The 19,975-nt window shown below is 71.0% G+C and carries 17 protein-coding genes; all 17 read left to right on the top strand.

The window, feature by feature from the left end:
• Nucleotides 1-247 precede the first annotated feature (247 nt).
• The 17 genes from rpsD (at nucleotide 248) to carB (ending at nucleotide 19,971) form a co-directional block, all read left to right on the top strand.
• Nucleotides 248-877: a 30S ribosomal protein S4 gene (rpsD, locus tag MXD64_RS10010; protein WP_263136372.1), complete on the top strand. Its 630-nt coding sequence runs from the start codon at nucleotides 248-250 to the stop codon at nucleotides 875-877.
• Nucleotides 878-1,000: 123 nt separating this feature from the next.
• Nucleotides 1,001-1,183 carry a hypothetical protein gene (locus MXD64_RS10005; protein WP_017887167.1) on the top strand — a complete coding sequence of 61 codons (183 nt, stop codon included), beginning with the start codon at nucleotides 1,001-1,003 and terminating at the stop codon, nucleotides 1,181-1,183.
• Between the two features lie 60 nt (nucleotides 1,184-1,243).
• Nucleotides 1,244-3,901: an alanine--tRNA ligase gene (gene alaS / locus MXD64_RS10000; protein ID WP_263136371.1), complete on the top strand. Its 2,658-nt coding sequence runs from the start codon at nucleotides 1,244-1,246 to the stop codon at nucleotides 3,899-3,901.
• 8 nt (nucleotides 3,902-3,909) lie between these two features.
• On the top strand, nucleotides 3,910-4,353 hold the full coding sequence (ruvX, locus tag MXD64_RS09995) for a Holliday junction resolvase RuvX (RefSeq protein ID WP_175470762.1): 444 nt from the start codon (nucleotides 3,910-3,912) through the stop codon (nucleotides 4,351-4,353).
• A gap of 92 nt (nucleotides 4,354-4,445) precedes the next feature.
• Nucleotides 4,446-6,026: an endolytic transglycosylase MltG gene (gene mltG, locus MXD64_RS09990; RefSeq protein WP_140448099.1), complete on the top strand. Its 1,581-nt coding sequence runs from the start codon at nucleotides 4,446-4,448 to the stop codon at nucleotides 6,024-6,026.
• Between the two features lie 42 nt (nucleotides 6,027-6,068).
• A complete protein-coding gene (gene aroC, locus MXD64_RS09985; RefSeq protein WP_031259741.1) occupies nucleotides 6,069-7,289 on the top strand; it encodes a chorismate synthase in 1,221 nt (406 codons plus the stop codon).
• Nucleotides 7,286-7,867, top strand: coding sequence for a shikimate kinase (locus MXD64_RS09980; RefSeq protein WP_263136370.1), 582 nt, complete (start codon nucleotides 7,286-7,288; stop codon nucleotides 7,865-7,867). Before aroC ends, MXD64_RS09980 begins: the two co-directional genes overlap by 4 nt.
• Nucleotides 7,864-8,961, top strand: a complete 1,098-nt coding sequence (gene aroB, locus MXD64_RS09975) for a 3-dehydroquinate synthase (protein ID WP_017887173.1) — start codon at nucleotides 7,864-7,866, stop codon at nucleotides 8,959-8,961. Before MXD64_RS09980 ends, aroB begins: the two co-directional genes overlap by 4 nt.
• Before the next feature lie 178 nt (nucleotides 8,962-9,139).
• The gene (locus tag MXD64_RS09970; RefSeq protein ID WP_159558021.1) at nucleotides 9,140-10,831 is read left to right on the top strand and encodes an ABC1 kinase family protein; all 1,692 of its coding nucleotides are present in this window, start codon (nucleotides 9,140-9,142) and stop codon (nucleotides 10,829-10,831) included.
• A gap of 110 nt (nucleotides 10,832-10,941) precedes the next feature.
• The gene (gene efp / locus MXD64_RS09965) at nucleotides 10,942-11,505 is read left to right on the top strand and encodes an elongation factor P (protein WP_017887175.1); all 564 of its coding nucleotides are present in this window, start codon (nucleotides 10,942-10,944) and stop codon (nucleotides 11,503-11,505) included.
• Between the two features lie 11 nt (nucleotides 11,506-11,516).
• Entirely contained in the window at nucleotides 11,517-11,969 is a 453-nt protein-coding gene (gene nusB / locus MXD64_RS09960; protein ID WP_017887176.1) for a transcription antitermination factor NusB, read from the top strand.
• A gap of 24 nt (nucleotides 11,970-11,993) precedes the next feature.
• Nucleotides 11,994-12,593: a bifunctional pyr operon transcriptional regulator/uracil phosphoribosyltransferase PyrR gene (gene pyrR, locus MXD64_RS09955; protein WP_017887177.1), complete on the top strand. Its 600-nt coding sequence runs from the start codon at nucleotides 11,994-11,996 to the stop codon at nucleotides 12,591-12,593.
• Nucleotides 12,593-13,567 (top strand): aspartate carbamoyltransferase catalytic subunit, encoded by a 975-nt coding sequence (locus MXD64_RS09950; protein WP_071251702.1) that lies wholly within the window; start codon nucleotides 12,593-12,595, stop codon nucleotides 13,565-13,567. Before pyrR ends, MXD64_RS09950 begins: the two co-directional genes overlap by 1 nt.
• Nucleotides 13,564-14,922 carry a dihydroorotase gene (locus tag MXD64_RS09945; RefSeq protein ID WP_017887179.1) on the top strand — a complete coding sequence of 453 codons (1,359 nt, stop codon included), beginning with the start codon at nucleotides 13,564-13,566 and terminating at the stop codon, nucleotides 14,920-14,922. The genes MXD64_RS09950 and MXD64_RS09945 overlap by 4 nt, the downstream gene beginning before the upstream one ends.
• Nucleotides 14,919-15,482, top strand: a complete 564-nt coding sequence (locus tag MXD64_RS09940; RefSeq protein ID WP_042540296.1) for a PH-like domain-containing protein — start codon at nucleotides 14,919-14,921, stop codon at nucleotides 15,480-15,482. The genes MXD64_RS09945 and MXD64_RS09940 overlap by 4 nt, the downstream gene beginning before the upstream one ends.
• The gene (carA, locus tag MXD64_RS09935) at nucleotides 15,479-16,678 is read left to right on the top strand and encodes a glutamine-hydrolyzing carbamoyl-phosphate synthase small subunit (protein WP_263136369.1); all 1,200 of its coding nucleotides are present in this window, start codon (nucleotides 15,479-15,481) and stop codon (nucleotides 16,676-16,678) included. Before MXD64_RS09940 ends, carA begins: the two co-directional genes overlap by 4 nt.
• Nucleotides 16,678-19,971 (top strand): carbamoyl-phosphate synthase large subunit, encoded by a 3,294-nt coding sequence (gene carB / locus MXD64_RS09930; RefSeq protein WP_263136368.1) that lies wholly within the window; start codon nucleotides 16,678-16,680, stop codon nucleotides 19,969-19,971. Before carA ends, carB begins: the two co-directional genes overlap by 1 nt.
• Nucleotides 19,972-19,975 lie beyond the last annotated feature (4 nt).

The following is a 19,975-nucleotide window of genomic DNA, read 5'->3' as shown; positions in this document are numbered from 1 at the left end:
TCGGTGCTTCTGCGCCGGGCTGGATGCTGCTAGCATTGCCGGGCCTACGTCCTGGTCCTCGAGCACGGCTGCGTCGAGGACAGAGTGCCACTCCGGTGGTACGGGGGCAGAGGTTCGGACTGTAGCCGTCCGATCCCACAGGCTCATCCCTCTGGATCCCGTCGTCGGGACCGAGCACGTGCTGCACCACTGAGCGTGCTGTTGGAGTGCCCGGCGAGTATTCAGTCCGAACAGAGAAAAGGACCCTGTGTCTACCAAGTCACGTACCCGCAGCAAGACCCGCCTGTCGCGCGCGCTCGGCATCCCGCTGACGCCGAAGGCGGCCCGTTACCTCGAGAAGCGCCCCTACGGGCCCGGTGAGCACGGCCGTACGCGCCGTCGTGCGGACAGCGACTACGCCGTCCGTCTCCGTGAGAAGCAGCGTCTGCGCGCCCAGTACGGCATCCGCGAGAAGCAGCTCCGCATCGTCTTCGAAGAGGCCCGCAAGACGAAGGGCCTGACCGGTGAGAACCTGGTCGAGCTCCTCGAGCAGCGCCTCGACGCCCTCGTGGTCCGTGCCGGGTTCGCCCGCACCACCGCGCAGGCCCGTCAGCTGATCGTGCACCGTCACATCCTCGTCGACGGCAAGCTCGTCGACCGCCCCTCCTTCCGCGTCAAGGAGGGCCAGCTGATCCACGTCAAGGCGAAGTCCGAGTCGATGGAGCCCTTCCAGGTCGCCGCTGCCGGTGGCCACCAGGAAGTCCTCCCGAAGGTCCCGGGCTACCTCGAGGTCGAGATCGAGAAGCTCCAGGCCCGCCTCGTGCGTCGCCCGAAGCGCGCCGAGGTCCCCGTGACCTGTGAAGTGCAGCTCGTCGTCGAGCACTACGCAGCTCGCTGATCCACTGAACACACCCGAACGGCGGGTCGTCCTCTCGAGGGCGACCCGCCGTTCGGCGTTCCGGCACCGGCGGCTAAGCTTGTCCGGGCATGCACCGCCCGGGTGCACAGAGGGAGAGGCACCGTGAAGCAGCTGTTCTTCGTCGCCGTCGGCATCGTCATCGGCTTCGCCGTCGCACACCGGGTCGCCCAGACCTCCGGTGGCGCCCGGCTCTTCGCCGAGGTGAACGCCAAGACGAAGGCCTTCACGGGTGCCGTCGCGGACGGCTACCGATCGCGCGACGCCGAGCTCCGCACGGACGTCTGAGCGCTCCGCTTCGAGCTGTCACGACTCTCCTCCACCCACGACCTGAACCCAGGAAGCACCATGCAGACCGCAGAGATCCGCCGCCGTTGGCTCCAGCATTTCGGTGACCGCGGCCACACCGTCGTCCCGTCCGCGTCCCTCGTCTCCGACGACCCGTCGCTCCTCTTCACGGTCGCCGGCATGGTGCCGTTCATCCCGTACCTGACCGGGCTCATCCCGGCGCCGTTCCCGCGGGCGACGAGCGTGCAGAAGTGCATCCGGACGAACGACATCGAAGAGGTCGGCAAGACCCCTCGCCACGGCACGTTCTTCCAGATGAACGGGAACTTCTCGTTCGGCGACTACTTCAAGGAGCAGGCGATCCAGTTCGCCTGGGAGTTCCTCACCAAGTCGGAGACCGACGGGGGGCTCGGCTTCTCGCCCGACGACCTCTGGGTCACCGTCTACGAAGAGGACGACGAGGCGATCGCCTTCTGGAAGCAGCACTCGTCGCTGCCCGACGAGCGGATCCAGCGTCTGGGCAAGGACACGAACTACTGGTCGACCGGGCAGCCCGGACCCGCGGGTCCCTGCTCCGAGATCTTCTTCGACCGCGGCCCCGACCACGGCATCGACGGCGGCCCGGCCACCGACGACGACCGCTACGTCGAGATCTGGAACCTCGTCTTCATGCAGTACCAGATCGCCGACGTGCGGTCGAAGTACGACTTCGAGATCACGGGCGAACTGCCGAACAAGAACATCGACACCGGCATGGGGCTCGAGCGCGTCGCCTTCATCAAGCAGGGCGTCGACAACATGTACGAGATCGACCAGGTGCGCCCGGTGCTCGACCGCGCGGCCGAGATCTCCGGCCGTCGCTACGGTGCCGTGCACGAGGACGACGTGCGCATGCGCGTCATCGCCGACCACGTCCGTTCCTCGCTGATGCTCATCGCCGACGGCGTGAGCCCGTCGAACGAGGGCCGCGGGTACATCCTCCGTCGCCTGCTCCGCCGGACCGTGCGCGCCATGCGCCTGCTCGGCGTCGAGGCCGCCACGTTCCCCGAGCTCTTCCCGGCGTCCCGCGACGCGATGCGCGACGCCTACCCCGAGGTGGCGTCCGACTACGACCGGATCTCCCGCATCGCCTACGCGGAAGAGGAGACCTTCCTCCGCACCCTGGCGCAGGGCACGACCATCCTCGACGTCGCGGTCGAGCGCGCGAAGCAGGACGGTGCCCCGTCGATCGGCGGCGACACGGCGTTCCTGCTGCACGACACCTTCGGGTTCCCCATCGACCTGACGATGGAGATGGCCGAGGAAGCCGGCGTGCACGTCGACCGCACAGCCTTCGAGACCCTGATGTCCGAGCAGCGCGCCCGGGCGAAGGCCGACGCGAAGAGCAAGAAGACCGCGATCGCCGACCTGAGCGTCTACAGCGCGTTCCGGGCGAAGGGCGAGACGACCTTCCTGGGCTACGACGCACTCGAGACCGAGACGCGCGTGCTCGGCATCATCGTGGACGGCGTCAGCGTCGACCGCGCGGTGGTGGGCGACATCGCCGAGGTCATCCTCGGCGAGACCTCGCTGTACGCCGAGTCCGGCGGCCAGGACGCCGACCAGGGCTCGATCGTCGGCAACGGGTTCGACCTCGAGGTCCTCGACGTCCAGCGACCGGTCTCCGGGCTCTGGAGCCACACCGTGCAGGTCCGCTCCGGCGAGGTCGGGGTCGGCGACGCCGCGAGCACCGTCGTCGATGCCGAGTACCGCCGTGGCGCGACCCAGGCACACTCCGCGACGCACCTGGTGAACGCGGCGCTCCGCGACATCCTGGGGCCGGAGGCGCTGCAGGCCGGTTCGTACAACAAGTCCGGCTACATGCGCCTCGACTTCTCGTGGTCGCAGCCCGTGTCGCTCGAGACCCGCTCCGAGATCGAGGAGGTCGTGAACACCGCGATCCGCACAGACCTCGAGGTGTCCACGCGCATCCTGCCCATCGACGAGGCGAAGGCCCTCGGCGCGCAGGCCCTGTTCGGTGAGAAGTACGGCGCCGAGGTCCGCATGGTCGACATCGGCGGCCCGTGGTCCCGCGAGCTCTGCGGTGGCACCCACGTGGCCTCGAGTGCACAGATCGGACTGGTCAACCTGGTGGGGGAGTCGAGCGTCGGTTCGACGAACCGCCGCGTCGAAGCGCTGGTCGGGCTCGAGGGGTTCCGCGACCTCGCCGTCGAGCGCACGATCGTGTCGCAGCTCTCCAGCGCGCTCAAGGCACCCCGTGCCGACCTGCCGGCCCGCGTGCAGAACCTGATGGAGGACCTGCGGAGCGCCCAGAAGAAGCTCGCCGAGTACGAGTCGGCGAACCTGCAGCAGCGCGTGCCCGCCATCGCCCGCAACGCCACGACCGTCGGTGCCACCACCGTGGTCGCCGAGACGGTCGACGGACTGCAGTCCGGCGACGACCTGCGCTCGCTCGCCACCGGTGTGCGGGGCCAGCTCGGTGACGGTGCTGCCGTCGTCGTGCTCGGGGCGGTCGTCGGTGGCAAGCCGATCGTGATCGTCGCGACCAACGACGCCGCTCGTGCTGCGGGCGTGCAGGCGGGCCCCCTGGCGAAGGAGGCCGCCGGCGTGCTCGGTGGCGGTGGCGGTGGCAAGCCGGACCTGGCGCAGGGCGGCGGGACCGACGCGGCCGCGCTCCCCGCGGCGCTCCGTGCCGTGACCGCACGGCTCGCGGGCTGACCGTGGGCATCCGGTCCGGGCGGCGGCTCGGCGTCGACGTCGGGCGCGCCCGGATCGGGGTCGCGGTGTGCGACCGTGACGGCCTGCTGGCGACGCCGGTCGAGACCGTCCGTCGCGACGACTCGAAGGACCTCCGGCGCATCCTCGAGCTCGCGGACGAGTACGACGTCGTCGAGGTCGTGGTCGGTCTGCCCCTGTCGATGTCGGGCGGGGACACCGCCTCGACCGAGGACGCCCGCGTGTTCGCCGCCCGGATCGCAGCGCGTCGTCCGGTGCGCCTGGTGGACGAACGACTGTCGACGGTGACCGCCCAGCGCGGGCTGCACCAGGCCGGCAAGAACACGAAGAAGTCCCGGGCCGTGATCGACCAAGCAGCCGCTGTTATCATTCTGCAACACGCGCTCGACCACGAGCGCAGTGCAGGTGCCCCTCCGGGCACCACGCTTCCCTGACAGGGCTGCCCGGTACCGCGCAAGGGTGCTCCCGTCGTCAGTCCGCGGACGACGGTGCCCAGGTGGAGTTCCCGACCGAGAGACCGAGGACGTTGGCAGACGATCTGGACTGGAACGCGATCATCGCGCCCGGCAACGACGCCGAGCGGCGGAAGGCGACTTCCGACCGCACGACAGGCACCGATGACCGCGACGACGCTGGTCGGGTGACCCCACCGCCCGCGCCTCCGATGTCCCGACGCGAAGCCCGCGCACTCGAGGCCGAACGAGCCCGCGTCGCCGGCTCACCCGCCCCGGAGCCCACCGACGAGCCGCAGGCCCCCGAGCCGGCCGACGATGCTCCGGCGACCACACGCGACGAACGCCCGGCGTCTCCCGCCGACGCACCGATCGCCACCAGCCCCGACGAGCTGCACCCCGAGGTCGCAGCACTCCTGACCGGCGAACTGCCGACCGGGTCCGCGGCGACCGCCGCGGGCGGCGGGTCCGGTGCCGACGGGACGGACCACGGCGACGCGACCGGCGGAGGTGGCGCCGCGGGAGGCGGCGGACGCGGCGGACGAGGCGGCAGAGGACGCTCCTCCAGGCAGCCGCGCGACCCGCGACCGAAGCGTCGACGCGGACCGCTCGTCGCCGGGCTCGTGATCGTCGCGGTGGTGCTGGCCGCGGGTGTCGGGGCCTACACGTTCGCCGCCCCGAAGATCCAGCAGCTGATCGGCGCGATCAGCGGTGCGCAGGAGCCCGACGACTACACCGGTGACGGCACCTCGAAGGTGACCATCACCATCAAGCAGGGGGACATCGGCGAGAACGTCGCCGCGACGTTGCAGCGCAGCGGCGTCGTCAAGGACTCGAAGGTGTTCTACAAGCTCCTGCTCGCCTCGCCGGACGTGCAGTTCCAGCCCGGTTCGTACGCGCTGAAGAAGCAGATGAGCTCGAAGTCCGCGCTGGCCGCCCTGCAGGACAAGGACAACCGGGTCCAGGCGTCGATCATCATCCCCGAGGGCACCGCGCTGGCCGACATCGAGGCCGGCATGGTCTCGAAGGCCGGCCTGACGAAGAAGCAGGTCGACGCGGCCGCGAAGGACCTGTCGGCGTACGACCTGCCGGCAGGCGTCACGACGCTCGAGGGCTGGCTCTTCCCCGCGACCTACCCGATCAACCCGGGCTGGTCCGCCGAACAGTACTTCAAGTCGATGGTCGACACGATGAAGGAGCACCTCGCCGCCGCCGGCGTCAAGGAGGCCGACCAGGAGCGCACCATCGTCTTCGCGTCGCTGGTGCAGAAGGAAGCCGGGCTCGCGGCCGACTACCCGAAGGTCGCGCGGGTGTTCCAGAACCGGCTCGACCAGGGCATGAAGCTCCAGTCCGACGCCACGGTCGCGTACGGCACGGGCAACACGCACACCGTGACCACGACCGACGAGGAGCGCGCGGACGCCTCGAACGAGTACAACACCTACGTGCACGAGGGGCTGCCGCCCGCACCGATCTCGAACCCGGGTGACGTCGCGATCAAGGCGGTCACGGCTCCGGCCGCGGGCAAGTGGCTGTACTTCGTGACGGTCGACCTGGAGTCGGGCAAGACGGTCTTCTCGGACACCTACGACCAGCACCTGGTCGCGGTCGAACAGTTCCAGGCCTGGCTGCGAGCGCACCCCGACTACCAGTAGGCGCCGACGTCGCACGGACGAACGCTGTGGGAGGATTGCCGCATGCTTCGTTGGTTGACCGCTGGTGAGTCCCACGGACCCGAACTGATCGCCATGCTCGAGGGCCTGCCCGCGGGTGTCCCGGTGTCGTTCGAGTCCATCCGTGCCGACCTCGCACGCCGCAAGCTCGGCTACGGCCGCGGCTCGCGGATGAAGTTCGAGCAGGACGAGCTGCACGTGTCCGGCGGCGTCCGACACGGTTACTCGCTCGGCAGCCCCATCGCGATCCGCATCGGCAACACCGAGTGGCCGAAGTGGGTCGAGGTCATGAACCCCGAGCCGATCGAGTCCACCGAGATGTCCCGCGGCCGGAGCGCCCCGCTCACCCGACCGCGTCCGGGTCACGCCGACCTGGTCGGCATGCAGAAGTACGGCTTCGACGAGGCCCGCCCGGTCCTGGAGCGTGCGAGCGCCCGTGAGACCGCGGCACGCGTGGCGCTCGGAGCCGTCGCGAAGTCCTTCCTGGCCGAACTCGGCATCCGTTCGGTGGCGCACACGCTGCAGGTCGGGACGGTCCGGGTGCCGGACGGCACCGACCTGCCGCTGCCCGACGACGTGGACCGCCTCGACGAGGACCAGCTGCGCTGCTTCGACGCCGAGACCTCCGCGCGCATGGTCACCGAGGTCGAGGCCGCCAAGAAGGACGGCGACACCCTCGGCGGTGTCGTCGAGGTGCTGTTCTACGGTGTTCCGCCCGGCCTCGGCTCGCACGTCCACTGGGACCGCCGGCTCGACGCCCGCCTCGCCGCGGCGATCATGGGCATCCAGGCCATCAAGGGTGTCGAGGTCGGCGACGGCTTCGCGACCGCCGGTCGCCGTGGCTCCGCGGCCCACGACGAGCTGTACCGCGAGGACGGCGAGATCTACCGCACGAGCGACCGTGCCGGTGGGACCGAGGGCGGGATGTCCACGGGCACCGTGCTGCGCGTCCGAGCCGGCATGAAGCCGATCGCCACGATCCCGCACGCCCTGCACACGGTGGACGTCGTCTCCGGTGAGGACGCCGCGGCGCACCACCAGCGCTCGGACGTCTGCGCTGTGCCGGCTGCGGGGGTCGTCGCCGAGGCGATGGTGGCCCTGGTGCTCGCCGACGCGGTGCTCGAGAAGTTCGGCGGCGACAACGTCGTCGAGACCAAGCGCAACCTCGACGCCTACCTGGCCGCGATCCCGGAGACCCTGCGCACGCGCCGGACCGAGCCCTCGGCGACCTCGACCGACCTGTGAGCACCGACGTCCGACGCGCCGACGCGCCCGTGGTCGTCATCGGCCCGATGGGTGCCGGCAAGTCGAGCGTCGGCAAGCGGGTGGCGAAGGCCCTCGGTGTGCCGTTCACGGACACCGACCGGGCCATCGTCCGCGAGCACGGACCGATCCCCGGCATCTTCGCCGACCGCGGTGAGCCGGCGTTCCGTGCGCTCGAGGCCGAAGCCGTCCGGGCAGCGCTGTCCACGGGCGGCGTCGTCGCCGTCGGCGGGGGAGCCGTCACCCACGCGGACACCCGGCGGGCCCTGACCGGAGCGCGCATCGTCCTGCTCACCGTCTCGCCCGAGGCCGTCGCCGAGCGCATCGCCGGGTCCGACCGGCCGTTGCTGGCGAACGGTGGGATCGACGCCTGGCAGACGATCATGGACGAGCGAGCGGCCACCTACGCCGAACTCGCGCACGTCGTGGTCGACACGTCCCGACGGTCGATGTCCCGTGTGGTCGACGACGTCGTCACGTGGGTGCGCAGCGACGCTGGCACTCACGCCGCGCCCAGCAGCACGACCAGCAGCACCACCAGCACCGAAGGAGCACCGTGACCGAGCCGACCCTGCCCGCCGGGACCACCGAGATCCGGGTGGGCGGTGACGACGGCTACACGGTGGCCGTCGGCACGGACCTGCTCGGCACCCTGCCCGGGATCCTGGGCCCGCGCGTCGCGAAGGTCCTGATCGTGCACTCGCCGACGCTCGGCGCCCGGGCGAACGAGCTCCGAGCACTCCTGGTCGAAGCAGGCCTCGAGGCCCTGATCGCCGAGGTCCCCGATGCCGAAGGCGCCAAGCGTGTCGAGGTCGCGGCGTTCTGCTGGCAGATCATGGGGCAGGCCGACTTCACCCGCACCGACGCGGTCATCGGCCTGGGCGGCGGTGCCGTCACCGACCTCGCCGGCTTCGTCGCCGCGACCTGGCTGCGCGGTGTCGCGTACGTGTCCGTCCCGACGAGCGTGCTCGGCATGGTGGACGCCAGCGTCGGCGGCAAGACGGGCATCAACACGAACGAGGGCAAGAACCTGGTCGGCGCCTTCTCCGCTCCCCGCGCCGTCGTCGTGGACCTCGACCTCGCCCGCACCCTGCCGCGCAACGAGATCCTGACCGGGTTCGCCGAGATCGTGAAGGCCGGGTTCATCGCCGTGCCCGAGATCCTGGACATCGTCGAGGCCGACGTCGCCCGGGTGACCGACCCGACGACGCCGGAGTTCCGCCGGGTCGTCGAGCTCGCCATCGCGCTCAAGGCCGAGGTCGTGTCGGACGACTTCACCGAGCAGGGCCGACGCGAGATCCTGAACTACGGGCACACCCTGGGGCACGCGATCGAGCACGCCGAGCGGTACCAGTGGCGCCACGGCGCGGCGGTGTCGGTCGGCATGGTGTTCGCCGCCGAACTCGCCCGGCTGACCGGACACCTGGACGACGCCACGGTCGACCGTCACCGGACGATCCTGGAGTCGCTCGAGCTTCCGACCTCGTACGGCGTCGGACGGTGGCAGGGGCTGCTCGCAACCATGCGTCGCGACAAGAAGGCCCGTGCCGGCATGCTGCGGTTCATCATCCTGGACGGCGTCGGCAAACCCGTCGTGCTCGAGGGCCCCGAGGACCACCTGCTCTTCACCGCCTACCAGGAGGTCGGCGTCTAGCCTGCTCGGTCAGCGCAGGCCCCGACGAATCCACTGCAGAGACCGAGCCCCGCGCCGGGCCCGCGCGGACCTGTGGAAGCCGCGCCGGGCCTCCAGGCTGTGGAGGAGGATGGGACGACGTGACGGACGGCACCACCCGCACGCGGCGGACCCAGCAGCGGGGAGCAGACTGACGGGCGTGCCCACCCCACCCCGACTGAGCGACCTCTCCGGCCCGCGCGACGCCGACACCGGCACGCTGCGCTCCCGGGGCCGGCGTTTCACCGAACTCCTCTCGATCGCCCGCCGACACCACCTGGTCCCCTTCCGCCGCCTCGACTTCTCGCACGACCCGGCGACCTCGGACCTGCGTCGCGACCAGGCCGAGCACCTGCGCCGCGCGCTCGAGGAAGCCGGCGGCGGGTTCGTGAAGATGGGCCAGCTGCTCTCCACGCGCGACGACCTGCTGCCCGAGGAGTGGACCGAGGGACTCGCGCACCTGCAGCGGAACGTCACGGCGGCGCCGGCGGACGAGGTCCGTGCGCTGCTCGAGCAGGAGCTCGGTGCGCCGGTCGACCAGGTCTTCGCCACGTTCGACCCGGTGCCGGTGGCGGCTGCGTCGATCGCGCAGGTGCACCGCGCCCGGCTGCCCGACGGCACCGCGGTCGCCGTGAAGGTGCAGCGGCCGGGCATCGACGCCGCCGTGCGCCGCGACGTCGACATCGCCCTGCGGGTCGTCCGGTTCATGGCCAGGTGGTCGACCGAGGCGCGACAGGTCGGCGTGCAGGACATCGCCGGCCAGTACGCGGACGACCTGATCCGTCAGGTGGACTTCGTGTCCGAGCTGCGGAACCTCACTGCGCTCCGTGCGGCCCAGGCCCGCAGTGCGCGTCCGGACGAGGTCCGGTTCCCGGACCCGTACCCGGACCTGTCCGGCCGGCGCGTGCTGGTGATGGAGTTCCTGGAGGGCGACACGCTCAGCGTGATCCGCGCCGAGCGCTCCGAGCGCGACCTCGACGCGCCGATGCGCGCGATCCTCCGCGCCTTCCTGCGCCAGGTCGTCTTCGACGGCCTGTACCACGCGGACCTGCACCCGGGGAACGTCCTGGTGCTGCCCGACGGGCGGCCCGCGTTGATCGACTTCGGATCGGTCGGGAGGCTCGACCCGGGTCTCCGGGACACGGTCCAGGACCTGTTGGCCGCCTACCTGCAGGACGACACGTCGCGGATCGCTGATGCGGTCCTGCGGATGGCGCCCGTGCGCGATGCGCACGACGAGCCCGACTTCCGTCGGGACATCGCCCGCTTCGTCGCGGACGAGCTCGGCCCGGGTGCACGCATCGGCGTCGACACCGTGGACGACGCGGTCGAGGTCTTCGGGCGGTACCGGTTGAAGCCGCCGCCGGACTTCGTCGCTGCGGCGCGTGCCCTGGCGATCTTCGAGGGCACACTCCGCACGCTCGCACCGTCCTTCGACCTGCTCGAGGAGTCCCGCGGACTCGCCCGGGAGCAGATCACCGACCAACTCCGGCCGGGCAAGCTCCGCGACCTGGCGGCGAAGGAGCTGCTCGGGGTCGTGTCCGCGGCCCGCCGGCTGCCGCGCCGGGTGGACCGCATCGGCGAGGCGATCGAGACCGGCCGGTTCACGGTGAACATCCGGCTCTTCGCGGACAGCCGCGACCGGCAGCTCGTGTCCGGCATGATCCGGCGCATCCTGCTCGTGCTCCTCGGGGCCGGGGCGGGGGTCCTGGCGATCGTGTACCTGTCGTTGCCGGCGCGGCCGACGGCGACCCTGTCCACCGGGGTCGCGGGTGCGTTGCTCGGGGGAGCGGCGGTGGTGCTGCTCGCCTGGGCGGCGGTCGACGCCTGGCTCGCCCGACGACGGCGCTGAGCGCGACGGGCACCGCTCCGGCCGCCGGGCGGGCGTCCGCTACACTCGTCCGGGGCCGTCCGCGGCCCGAGGACACTTCACAACACGACCGAACGGGACACCGACGACTCATGGCCAGTACCACAGACATCAAGAACGGCGCCGTTCTCATCATCGACGGCCAGCTGTGGTCGGTCGTCGAGTTCCAGCACGTCAAGCCGGGCAAGGGCGGCGCGTTCGTCCGCACGAAGCTCAAGAACGTCGTCTCCGGCAAGGTCGTGGACCGCACGTTCAACGCCGGCGCGAAGATCGACACCGCTGTCGTCGACCGTCGTGACTACCAGTTCCTCTACGAGGACGGCGACTCCTACGTGTTCATGGACACCGACACGTACGACCAGATCCCGGTCTCCGCGACCGTGGTCGGCGACGCCAAGAACTACCTGCTCGAGTCCGCGATGGTCACCATCGCCATGAACGAGGGCAACCCGCTGTACGTCGAGCTCCCGACGTCGATCGTCACCGAGGTCGAGACCGAGCCCGGCCTGCAGGGTGACCGTTCGTCCGGTGGCACCAAGGACGCGACCATCATCGCGACCGGTCACCGCATCCAGGTCCCGCTGTACCTGGAGAGCGGCACCCTGGTGAAGATCGACACGCGCGACGGCAGCTTCCTCGGCCGCGTCAACTCCTAGGCGCTGACCGTATGAGTGCTCGTTCGAAGGCCCGCAAGCGCGCCCTCGACATGCTGTACGTCGCCGAGGTGCGCGAGCTGCCGATCGCGGACGTGCTCGCCACCGAGACGGTCCGGCACCTGGACCAGCCGGAGCGTGCCTCCAGCTGGGACTACGCCCGGCAGATCGTCACGGGTGTCGACGACGCCCGTCACGAGATCGACGCCGTGATCGTCGACCACGCCCAGGGCTGGTCGATCGCCCGGATGCCGGTCCTCGACCGCTGCATCCTGCGGATGGCCGTCTGGGAGCTCCGGTTCAACCCCGAGGTCCCCGACGCCGTCGCGATCGCCGAGGCGGTCGAGCTCGCGCAGTCGCTGTCCACCGAGGACTCTGCCGGCTTCGTCAACGGCGTGCTCGGGGCCGTCGCCGGCGGTCGTGCACCGTCTGGTCGGACGGTCGCAGGAGACCAGGAGTCCCGGTAGGGTTGGCCACGTCAGCATCCTTTAATGCCGTCCAGTGAGGCGGGGAAGGGGGTCGACGTGGGAACCAGAACGGTCCTGCAACAGCCCGACATCACGCGTGCCCTGACACGCATCGCGCACGAGATCCTCGAAGCCAACCACGGGGGCTCGGACCTCGTGCTCCTCGGCATCCCGACCCGCGGCGCCGTCCTGGCGGAACGCCTCGGCCGGATCCTGGCCGGCATCGAGCCGGAGTGGTCCTCGGCGGCCGGTGGCATCGGGACGGAGCGTGTCGGCACGCTCGACGTCACCATGCACCGCGACGACCTCGGCCACGGCATCGGTCGAGCCCCGCACCGGACGGTCATCCCCGCCGGTGGCATCGACGGCAAGGTCGTCGTGCTCGTCGACGACGTGCTGTACTCCGGCCGCACCGTCCGCGCCGCGCTCGACGCGCTGCAGGGCATCGGCCGGCCGCGTGCCGTCCGGCTCGCCGTGCTCGTCGACCGCGGCCACCGCGAACTGCCGATCCGCGCGGACCACGTCGGCAAGAACCTGCCCACGGCGTCCGACGAGCGGGTCACCCTGCACCTGGCCGAGACCGACGGCGACGACACCGTGTTCATCGAGCAGGGGGTGGCGTGATGCGGCACCTGCTCTCCACCGCCGACCTGTCCCGCGACCAGGCCGTCCACATCCTCGACGTCGCCGAGGAGATGGCCGAGGTCAACACGCGCGAGGTCCGGAAGCTCCCGGCCCTGCGCGGCAAGACCGTGGTGAACCTGTTCTTCGAGGACTCCACGCGCACGCGCATCTCGTTCGAGGCCGCCGCGAAGCGCCTGTCCGCCGACGTCCTGAACTTCGCCGCGAAGGGCTCGAGCGTCTCGAAGGGCGAATCCCTGAAGGACACCGTGCAGACCCTCGGCGCGATGGGCATCGACGGCATCGTCATGCGCCACGGCGCGTCCGGCGCCCCGCGGGTGCTCGCCGACGCCGACTGGATCGACGTGCCGGTGGTCAACGCCGGCGACGGCACCCACGAGCACCCGACGCAGGCGCTGCTCGACGCCTTCACGATGCGCCGCCGCCTGCACGGCACCGGTTCGCGCGGCCAGGGCCTCGACGGCGTGCGGGTCCTGATCATCGGCGACGTGCTGCACAGCCGTGTCGCCCGCTCGAACGCCTGGCTGCTCCGCACCCTCGGCGCGAGCGTGACCTTCGCCGCGCCACCGACCCTGCTGCCCGCCACGACGACACCGTTCGGCGCCGCGGTGCACCACGACCTCGACACCGCCCTGGCCGAGGACCCGGACGTCGTCATGACGCTGCGCATCCAGCAGGAACGCATGAACGACGCCTTCTTCCCGAACCCGCGCGAGTACACGCGGCACTGGGGCCTGACGGCGGCGCGCTTCGGACGGCTGTCCGAGCGCACGCTGATCATGCACCCCGGTCCGATGAACCGCGGGCTCGAGATCGCCGGCGTCGCCGCCGACGACCCCCGCTCGACCGTCGTCGAGCAGGTCGAGAACGGCGTCTCGGTCCGGATGGCCGTCCTCTACCTCGCCCTGACGGGCAGCGCCGGCAACGGCACCGACGCGAAGGAGTCCGCCGCATGACCGCTCACCTGATCCGTGGCGCGCAGCTGGTCGACGGCTCGCGTGCCGACATCCGTCTGGAGGGCCGGCGCATCACCGCGATCGGGTCCGGTCTCGACGCGGTCGGCGCCACCACCGTGGACGCGGACGGGCTCATCGCCCTGCCCGGTCTCGTGGACCTCCACACGCACCTGCGCGAGCCCGGCCACGAGGAGTCCGAGACGGTCCTCACCGGCTCGCGTGCCGCGGCCGCCGGCGGCTTCACCGCCGTGAACGCGATGGCGAACTCGAGCCCCGTCGCCGACACCGCGGGCGTCGTCGAGCAGGTCCAGGCGCTCGGTGACGACGCCGGGTACGTCACGGTCCGCCCGATCGGCGCCGTGTCGCAGGGGCTGCAGGGCACGCACCTGTCCGAGATCGGTGCGATGGCGACCTCGCGGGCGAAGGTCCGGGTGTTCTCGGACGACGGCTCCTGCGTGGCCGACCCGCTGCTCATGCGCCGGGCACTCGAGTACATCAAGGGGTTCGGCGGGGTGCTCGCGCAGCACGCCCAGGAGCCACGCCTGACCATCGGCGCGCAGATGAACGAGGGCCGGCTGTCCTCCGAGCTCGGCCTCGCCGGGTGGCCCGCCGTCGCGGAAGAGGCGATCATCGCCCGCGACGTCCTGCTCGCCGACCACGTTGGGGCGCGGCTGCACGTCTGCCACGTCTCGACGGCCGGCAGCGTCGAGGTGATCCGCTGGGCGAAGTCCCGTGGCATCGACGTCACGGCCGAGGTCACGCCGCACCACCTGGTGCTCACCGAGGACCTCATCGCCGGGCACGACGGCGCCCCCGGGTACGACGCCCGCTACAAGGTGAACCCGCCGCTCCGCGCCCGCGAGGACGTCGAGGCGCTCCGCGCGGCCCTGGCCGACGGCACCATCGACATCGTCGCGACCGACCACGCGCCGCACACCGCCGAGGCGAAGTGCTGCGAGTGGCCGGCCGCCGCGAACGGCATGGTCGGTCTCGAGTCGGCGCTGAGCGTGGTGCAGTCCGCCGTGGTCGACGACGGCCGGCTCGACTGGGCCGACGTCGCCCGGGTGCTGTCCGAGGCGCCGGCGCGGATCGGTCAGGTCGAGGGGCACGGGCAGCGCATCGCCGAGGGCGCGCCCGCCGAGATCACGCTCTACGACCCGTCGGCCAGCCGTGAGTTCGCGGTCACCGACCTCGCCGGCCAGTCGCAGAACTCGCCGTACCTCGGCATGACCCTGCCGGGCCGGGTCGTCGCGACCTTCCACCAGGGGTACGCGACGGTGCTCGACGGCCGGGTCGTCGACGCGGACACGATCGCGGCGCACGCCGCGGCGCTCCGGACAGGGGCGCGCGCATGAGCGGCGACACGCAGCGCTGGCTCCTCGGCGCGGTGATCCTGCTCGCGGTCGCCGCCCTGTTCGTCGCGATGGCGCGCACCTGGCGGACGCGGACCAGGAAGCAGGCGGAAGCCGTGCCTCCGGTCCGGGTGCCGGCCGACCTGGCACCGGCGGTCGGGTCGTGGGACGGGTTCACCGTCGCGACGACCCGCGCCGACCAGCCGTTGGAACGCATCACCGCAGGCGGCCTCGGGTTCCGCGGCCGCGGCGGGGTGACGGTCCACGCGACCGGCGTGGTGATGCGCCTCGCCGGTACCGACGACCGCTGGATCGCGCGTGACGCGGTCCGCGGCGCCGACCGCTCCACGTGGGCGATCGACCGAGTGGTCGAACCCGGGGGACTGGTCCGTCTGCGATGGACGGCGACCGGCGCCGCAGGTGCGACGGACCTGGACACCTACTTCCGGTTCCCGGAGGGCGACGCAGCCGCGCTGCACGCCCTGCAGGGACTGACCGAGACCGGGCCGCAGGCGACTGCGGCCGATGCTCCGCGAACCGCGGGCGAAGGGAAGAAAGCATGACAGGCGAACGGGCCGTCCTGGTCCTCGAAGACGGCACCCGGTACGACGGCTGGGCCTACGGCGCCCGTGGGCGCACGCTCGGCGAGGTGGTCTTCGCGACCGGCATGACCGGCTACCAGGAGACGCTGACCGACCCCTCCTACGCCGGGCAGATCGTGGTGCAGACCGCGCCGCACATCGGCAACACGGGGGTGAACGACGAGGACCCCGAGTCCCGTCGCATCTGGGTCGCCGGGTACGTGGTGCGCGACCCCAGCCGCGTGGTGTCGAACCACCGCGCGAACGCCACGCTCGACGACCACCTGGTGCGCGACGGGATCGTCGGCATCGCAGGGATCGACACCCGCGCCCTCACCCGCCGCATCCGCGACGCCGGCGCCATGAAGGGCGGCGTCTTCAGCGGCGCCGACGCGGCACTGCCGGAGTCGGAGCAGCTGGACGCCGTGCGGTCGCAGGCCACCATGGCGGGCGCGAGCTTCTCGTCGCTGGTGTCCACCCCGGAGACGTACGTGGTGTCGGCCGAAGGTGAGCAGATCGGCACCCTGGCCGTCCTCGACCTCGGTGTGAAGGCGTCGACCACCCGGTACCTCGCCGCCCGCGGCTTCGAGGTGCACGTCGTGCCGCAGGACATCTCCGCCCAGGAGCTGGAAGCCCTCGCACCGGATGCCCTCTTCTACTCGAACGGCCCCGGTGACCCCGCCGCCTCGGACGCGCAGGTCGAACTGCTGCAGGGCAGCCTGCGCACCGGCCGGCCGTTCTTCGGCATCTGCTTCGGCAACCAGCTGCTCGGCCGTGCCCTGGGCTTCGGCACCTACAAGCTGCCCTTCGGCCACCGCGGCATCAACCAGCCGGTGCTCGACACGACCACGGGCAAGGTCGAGATCACGAGCCAGAACCACGGCTTCGCGGTCGACGCGCCCCTGGGCGAGGTCATAGATTCGCCGGCCGGGTTCGGTCGGGTCGAGGTCTCGCACTACTCGCTGAACGACGACGTGGTCGAGGGTCTCCGAGCGCTCGACCTGCCGGCGTTCAGCGTGCAGTACCACCCCGAGGCCGCCGCCGGGCCGCACGACAGCATGTACCTCTTCGACCGGTTCGCGGACATGGTGCGCGAGCGTCGCGACGGTGAGCCGCTCGACGCGGCCACCGCCGACGCCACGACCCCCGCAGCAGACATCACCAAGGAAGCGAACTGATGCCCAAGCGCGCAGACATCAACTCCGTCCTCGTCATCGGCTCCGGCCCGATCGTGATCGGTCAGGCCGCCGAGTTCGACTACTCCGGCACCCAGGCGTGCCGCGTCCTCCGGGCCGAGGGCGTCCGGGTCATCCTGGTCAACCCGAACCCGGCGACGATCATGACCGACCCCGACTTCGCCGACGCGACCTACATCGAGCCGATCACGAACGCGTCGCTCGAGGAGATCATCCGCATCGAGAAGCCGGACGCCGTCCTGCCGACCCTCGGTGGTCAGACGGCCCTGAACGCGGCCATCGCGCTCGACGAGGCCGGCATCCTCGCCAAGCACGGCGTCGAACTCATCGGTGCCAAGGTCGAGGCGATCCAGCGCGGCGAGGACCGCCAGCTCTTCAAGGAGCTCGTGCTCGAGTCCGGCGCCGACGTCGCCCGCAGCCACATCGCGCACACGCTCGAAGAAGCGAAGGAGTTCGCGAAGGACCTCGGGTACCCGCTGGTCGTCCGACCGTCCTTCACCATGGGCGGCCTCGGCTCGGGCTTCGCCTACAACGAGGCCGAACTCGTCCGCTTCGTCGGCGACGGGCTGCAGTCCAGCCCGACGACCGAGGTCCTGCTCGAGGAGTCCATCCTCGGCTGGAAGGAGTACGAGCTCGAGCTGATGCGCGACAACTACGACAACACGGTCGTCATCTGCTCCATCGAGAACGTCGACCCGGTCGGTGTCCACACCGGTGACTCGATCACGGTCGCCCCCGCGCTGACCCTGACCGACCGCGAGTACCAGAACATGCGGAACATCGGCATCGACATCATCCGTCGCGTCGGCGTCGACACCGGTGGCTGCAACATCCAGTTCGCCGTCGACCCGTCCAACGGCCGCGTCATCGTCATCGAGATGAACCCCCGCGTGTCCCGCTCGTCGGCCCTGGCGTCGAAGGCCACGGGGTTCCCGATCGCGAAGATCGCCGCGAAGCTCGCGATCGGCTACCGGCTCGACGAGATCGAGAACGACATCACGAAGGTCACCCCGGCGAGCTTCGAGCCGACGCTCGACTACGTGGTCGTGAAGACCCCGCGGTTCGCGTTCGAGAAGTTCCCGGCGGCCGACGCCACCCTGACCACGACGATGAAGAGCGTCGGCGAGGCGATGGCCATCGGCCGGAACTACGCCACGGCGCTGCAGAAGTCGCTGCGCTCGCTCGAGAAGCGCGGGTCGAGCTTCCACTGGGACACCCCGGCGTCCGAGCTCGACAAGGACGCCCTGCTGGCGAAGTCGTCGATCCCGACCGACGGCCGCATCGTCACGGTCCAGCAGGCCCTGGTCGCGGGTGCCACCGCGGACGAGGTCTTCGAGGCCACCAAGATCGACCCCTGGTTCATCGACCAGATCGTGCTCATCAACGAGGTCGCGGACGAGGTCCGTGCCGCGGACACCCTCGACGCGGACACGATGCGCTGGGCGAAGGAGCACGGCTTCAGCGACACCCAGATCGCGAGCCTGCGCAGCACGGACGCGGCACCGGTCTCCGAGCAGCAGGTCCGTGACGAGCGGCACGCCCAGGGCATCCGGCCGGTCTTCAAGACGGTCGACACCTGCGCCGGCGAGTTCCCCGCCCTGACGCCGTACCACTACTCGTCGTACGACACCGAGACCGAGATCACGCCGAGCGACCGCAAGAAGGTCGTCATCCTCGGTTCCGGTCCGAACCGCATCGGGCAGGGCGTCGAGTTCGACTACTCCTGCGTGCACGCGTCCTTCGCGCTGAGCGCCGCCGGGTTCGAGACGATCATGATCAACTGCAACCCCGAGACCGTGTCGACCGACTACGACACCTCGGACCGCCTGTACTTCGAGCCGCTCACGGCCGAGGACGTCCTCGAGGTCATCGAGGCCGAGGCGGCGTCCGGCGAACTCGTCGGTGTCGTCGTGCAGCTCGGTGGTCAGACCGCACTGGGCCTGGCGAAGCCGCTCGAGGCCGCCGGGATCCCGATCCTCGGCACCAGCCCCACCGCGATCGACTCGGCCGAGGAGCGCGGGCAGTTCTCCGCCATCCTCGACGCGGCCGGGCTGCTCGCACCGCGGAACGGCACGGCCCACGACCTGACGAGCGCCACCACGGTCGCCGAGGAGATCGGGTACCCGGTCCTCGTCCGCCCGTCGTTCGTGCTCGGCGGCCGCGGCATGGAGATCCTCTACGACTCCCCGTCGCTCGCGGACTACTTCGACCGGATGGCCGACCAGGCGATCATCGGCCCGGAGCTCCCGCTGCTGGTCGACCGGTTCCTGGACGACGCCGTGGAGATCGACGTCGACGCGCTCTTCGACGGCGAGCGGCTCTACATCGGCGGCATCATGGAGCACCTCGAAGAGGCCGGCATCCACTCCGGCGACTCGGCCTGCACCCTGCCCCCGGTCGGCCTCGGCCGCGCGGAGATCCAGGGCGTCGTCGACGCGACCGAGAAGATCGCCCGCGGCATCGGCGTGCAGGGCCTGCTCAACGTCCAGTTCGCCATCGGCGCCGGCGTGCTCTACGTCCTCGAAGCGAACCCGCGCGCCAGCCGCACGGTGCCCTTCGTCTCGAAGGCACTCGGCATCCCGCTGGCCAAGGCCGCGTCCCGCATCATGACCGGCACCACGGTCGCCGAGCTCGTCGCCGAGGGCATGCTGCCCGAGCGTGACGGTGCGTTCGTGCCCGCGCAGTCGCCGGTCGCCGTCAAGGAAGCCGTGCTGCCCTTCCGTCGCTTCCGCACCCGCGAGGGCCAGGTCGTCGACTCGGTGCTCAGCCCCGAGATGCGCTCCACCGGCGAGGTCATGGGCATCGACCGCGACTTCCCGCGGGCCTTCCTCAAGTCGCAGGACGCCGCGTACGGCGGCCTGCCGACCAGCGGCACGGTCTTCGTGAGCGTCGCCGACACCGACAAGCGCGCGATCGTGCTGCCGGTGCACCGCCTGCAGCAGCTCGGCTTCACGATCATCGCGACCGAGGGCACGGCGGAGATCCTCCGGCGCAACGGCATCGAGGTCGGCATCGTCGGCAAGTACAGCCAGGGTGGCGAGAGCGTCGTCGACCTGCTGGCCACCGGCGAGGTCGACATCGTCATCAACACGCCGTCCGGTGCTGCCGGTCGTGCGGACGGGTACGAGATCCGTGCGGCCACGGTCGCGGCGGACAAGCCGCTGTTCACGACGATCGCGCAGATCGGGGCGGCCGTCGCGGCGATCGAGACGATCGGTTCGCCGCTCAACGTCCGCAGCCTGCAGGACTACGCGCTCGAGCGCGCCACCTGGTGACGGC

Origin of the sequence: Curtobacterium sp. Arg-1 (assembly GCF_025643395.1) — a bacterium.
In the GTDB taxonomy this organism is placed as follows: Bacteria; Actinomycetota; Actinomycetes; order Actinomycetales; family Microbacteriaceae; genus Curtobacterium; species Curtobacterium poinsettiae.
The sequence above is the reverse complement of the archived record's forward strand: the minus strand, read 5'-3'. Positions and strand labels throughout refer to the sequence as shown.

What these genes read in the sequence shown, in the direction of transcription:
- alaS (WP_263136371.1), top strand. Translation starts at nt 1,244, where the DNA reads ATGCAGACCGCAGAGATCCGCCGCCGTTGGCTCCAGCATTTCGGTGAC.
- aroC (WP_031259741.1), top strand. Translation starts at nt 6,069, where the DNA reads ATGCTTCGTTGGTTGACCGCTGGTGAGTCCCACGGACCCGAACTGATC.
- efp (WP_017887175.1), top strand. Translation starts at nt 10,942, where the DNA reads ATGGCCAGTACCACAGACATCAAGAACGGCGCCGTTCTCATCATCGAC.
- nusB (WP_017887176.1), top strand. Translation starts at nt 11,517, where the DNA reads ATGAGTGCTCGTTCGAAGGCCCGCAAGCGCGCCCTCGACATGCTGTAC.
- pyrR (WP_017887177.1), top strand. Translation starts at nt 11,994, where the DNA reads ATGCCGTCCAGTGAGGCGGGGAAGGGGGTCGACGTGGGAACCAGAACG.
- MXD64_RS09950 (WP_071251702.1), top strand. Translation starts at nt 12,593, where the DNA reads ATGCGGCACCTGCTCTCCACCGCCGACCTGTCCCGCGACCAGGCCGTC.
- MXD64_RS09945 (WP_017887179.1), top strand. Translation starts at nt 13,564, where the DNA reads ATGACCGCTCACCTGATCCGTGGCGCGCAGCTGGTCGACGGCTCGCGT.
- MXD64_RS09940 (WP_042540296.1), top strand. Translation starts at nt 14,919, where the DNA reads ATGAGCGGCGACACGCAGCGCTGGCTCCTCGGCGCGGTGATCCTGCTC.
- carA (WP_263136369.1), top strand. Translation starts at nt 15,479, where the DNA reads ATGACAGGCGAACGGGCCGTCCTGGTCCTCGAAGACGGCACCCGGTAC.
- carB (WP_263136368.1), top strand. Translation starts at nt 16,678, where the DNA reads ATGCCCAAGCGCGCAGACATCAACTCCGTCCTCGTCATCGGCTCCGGC.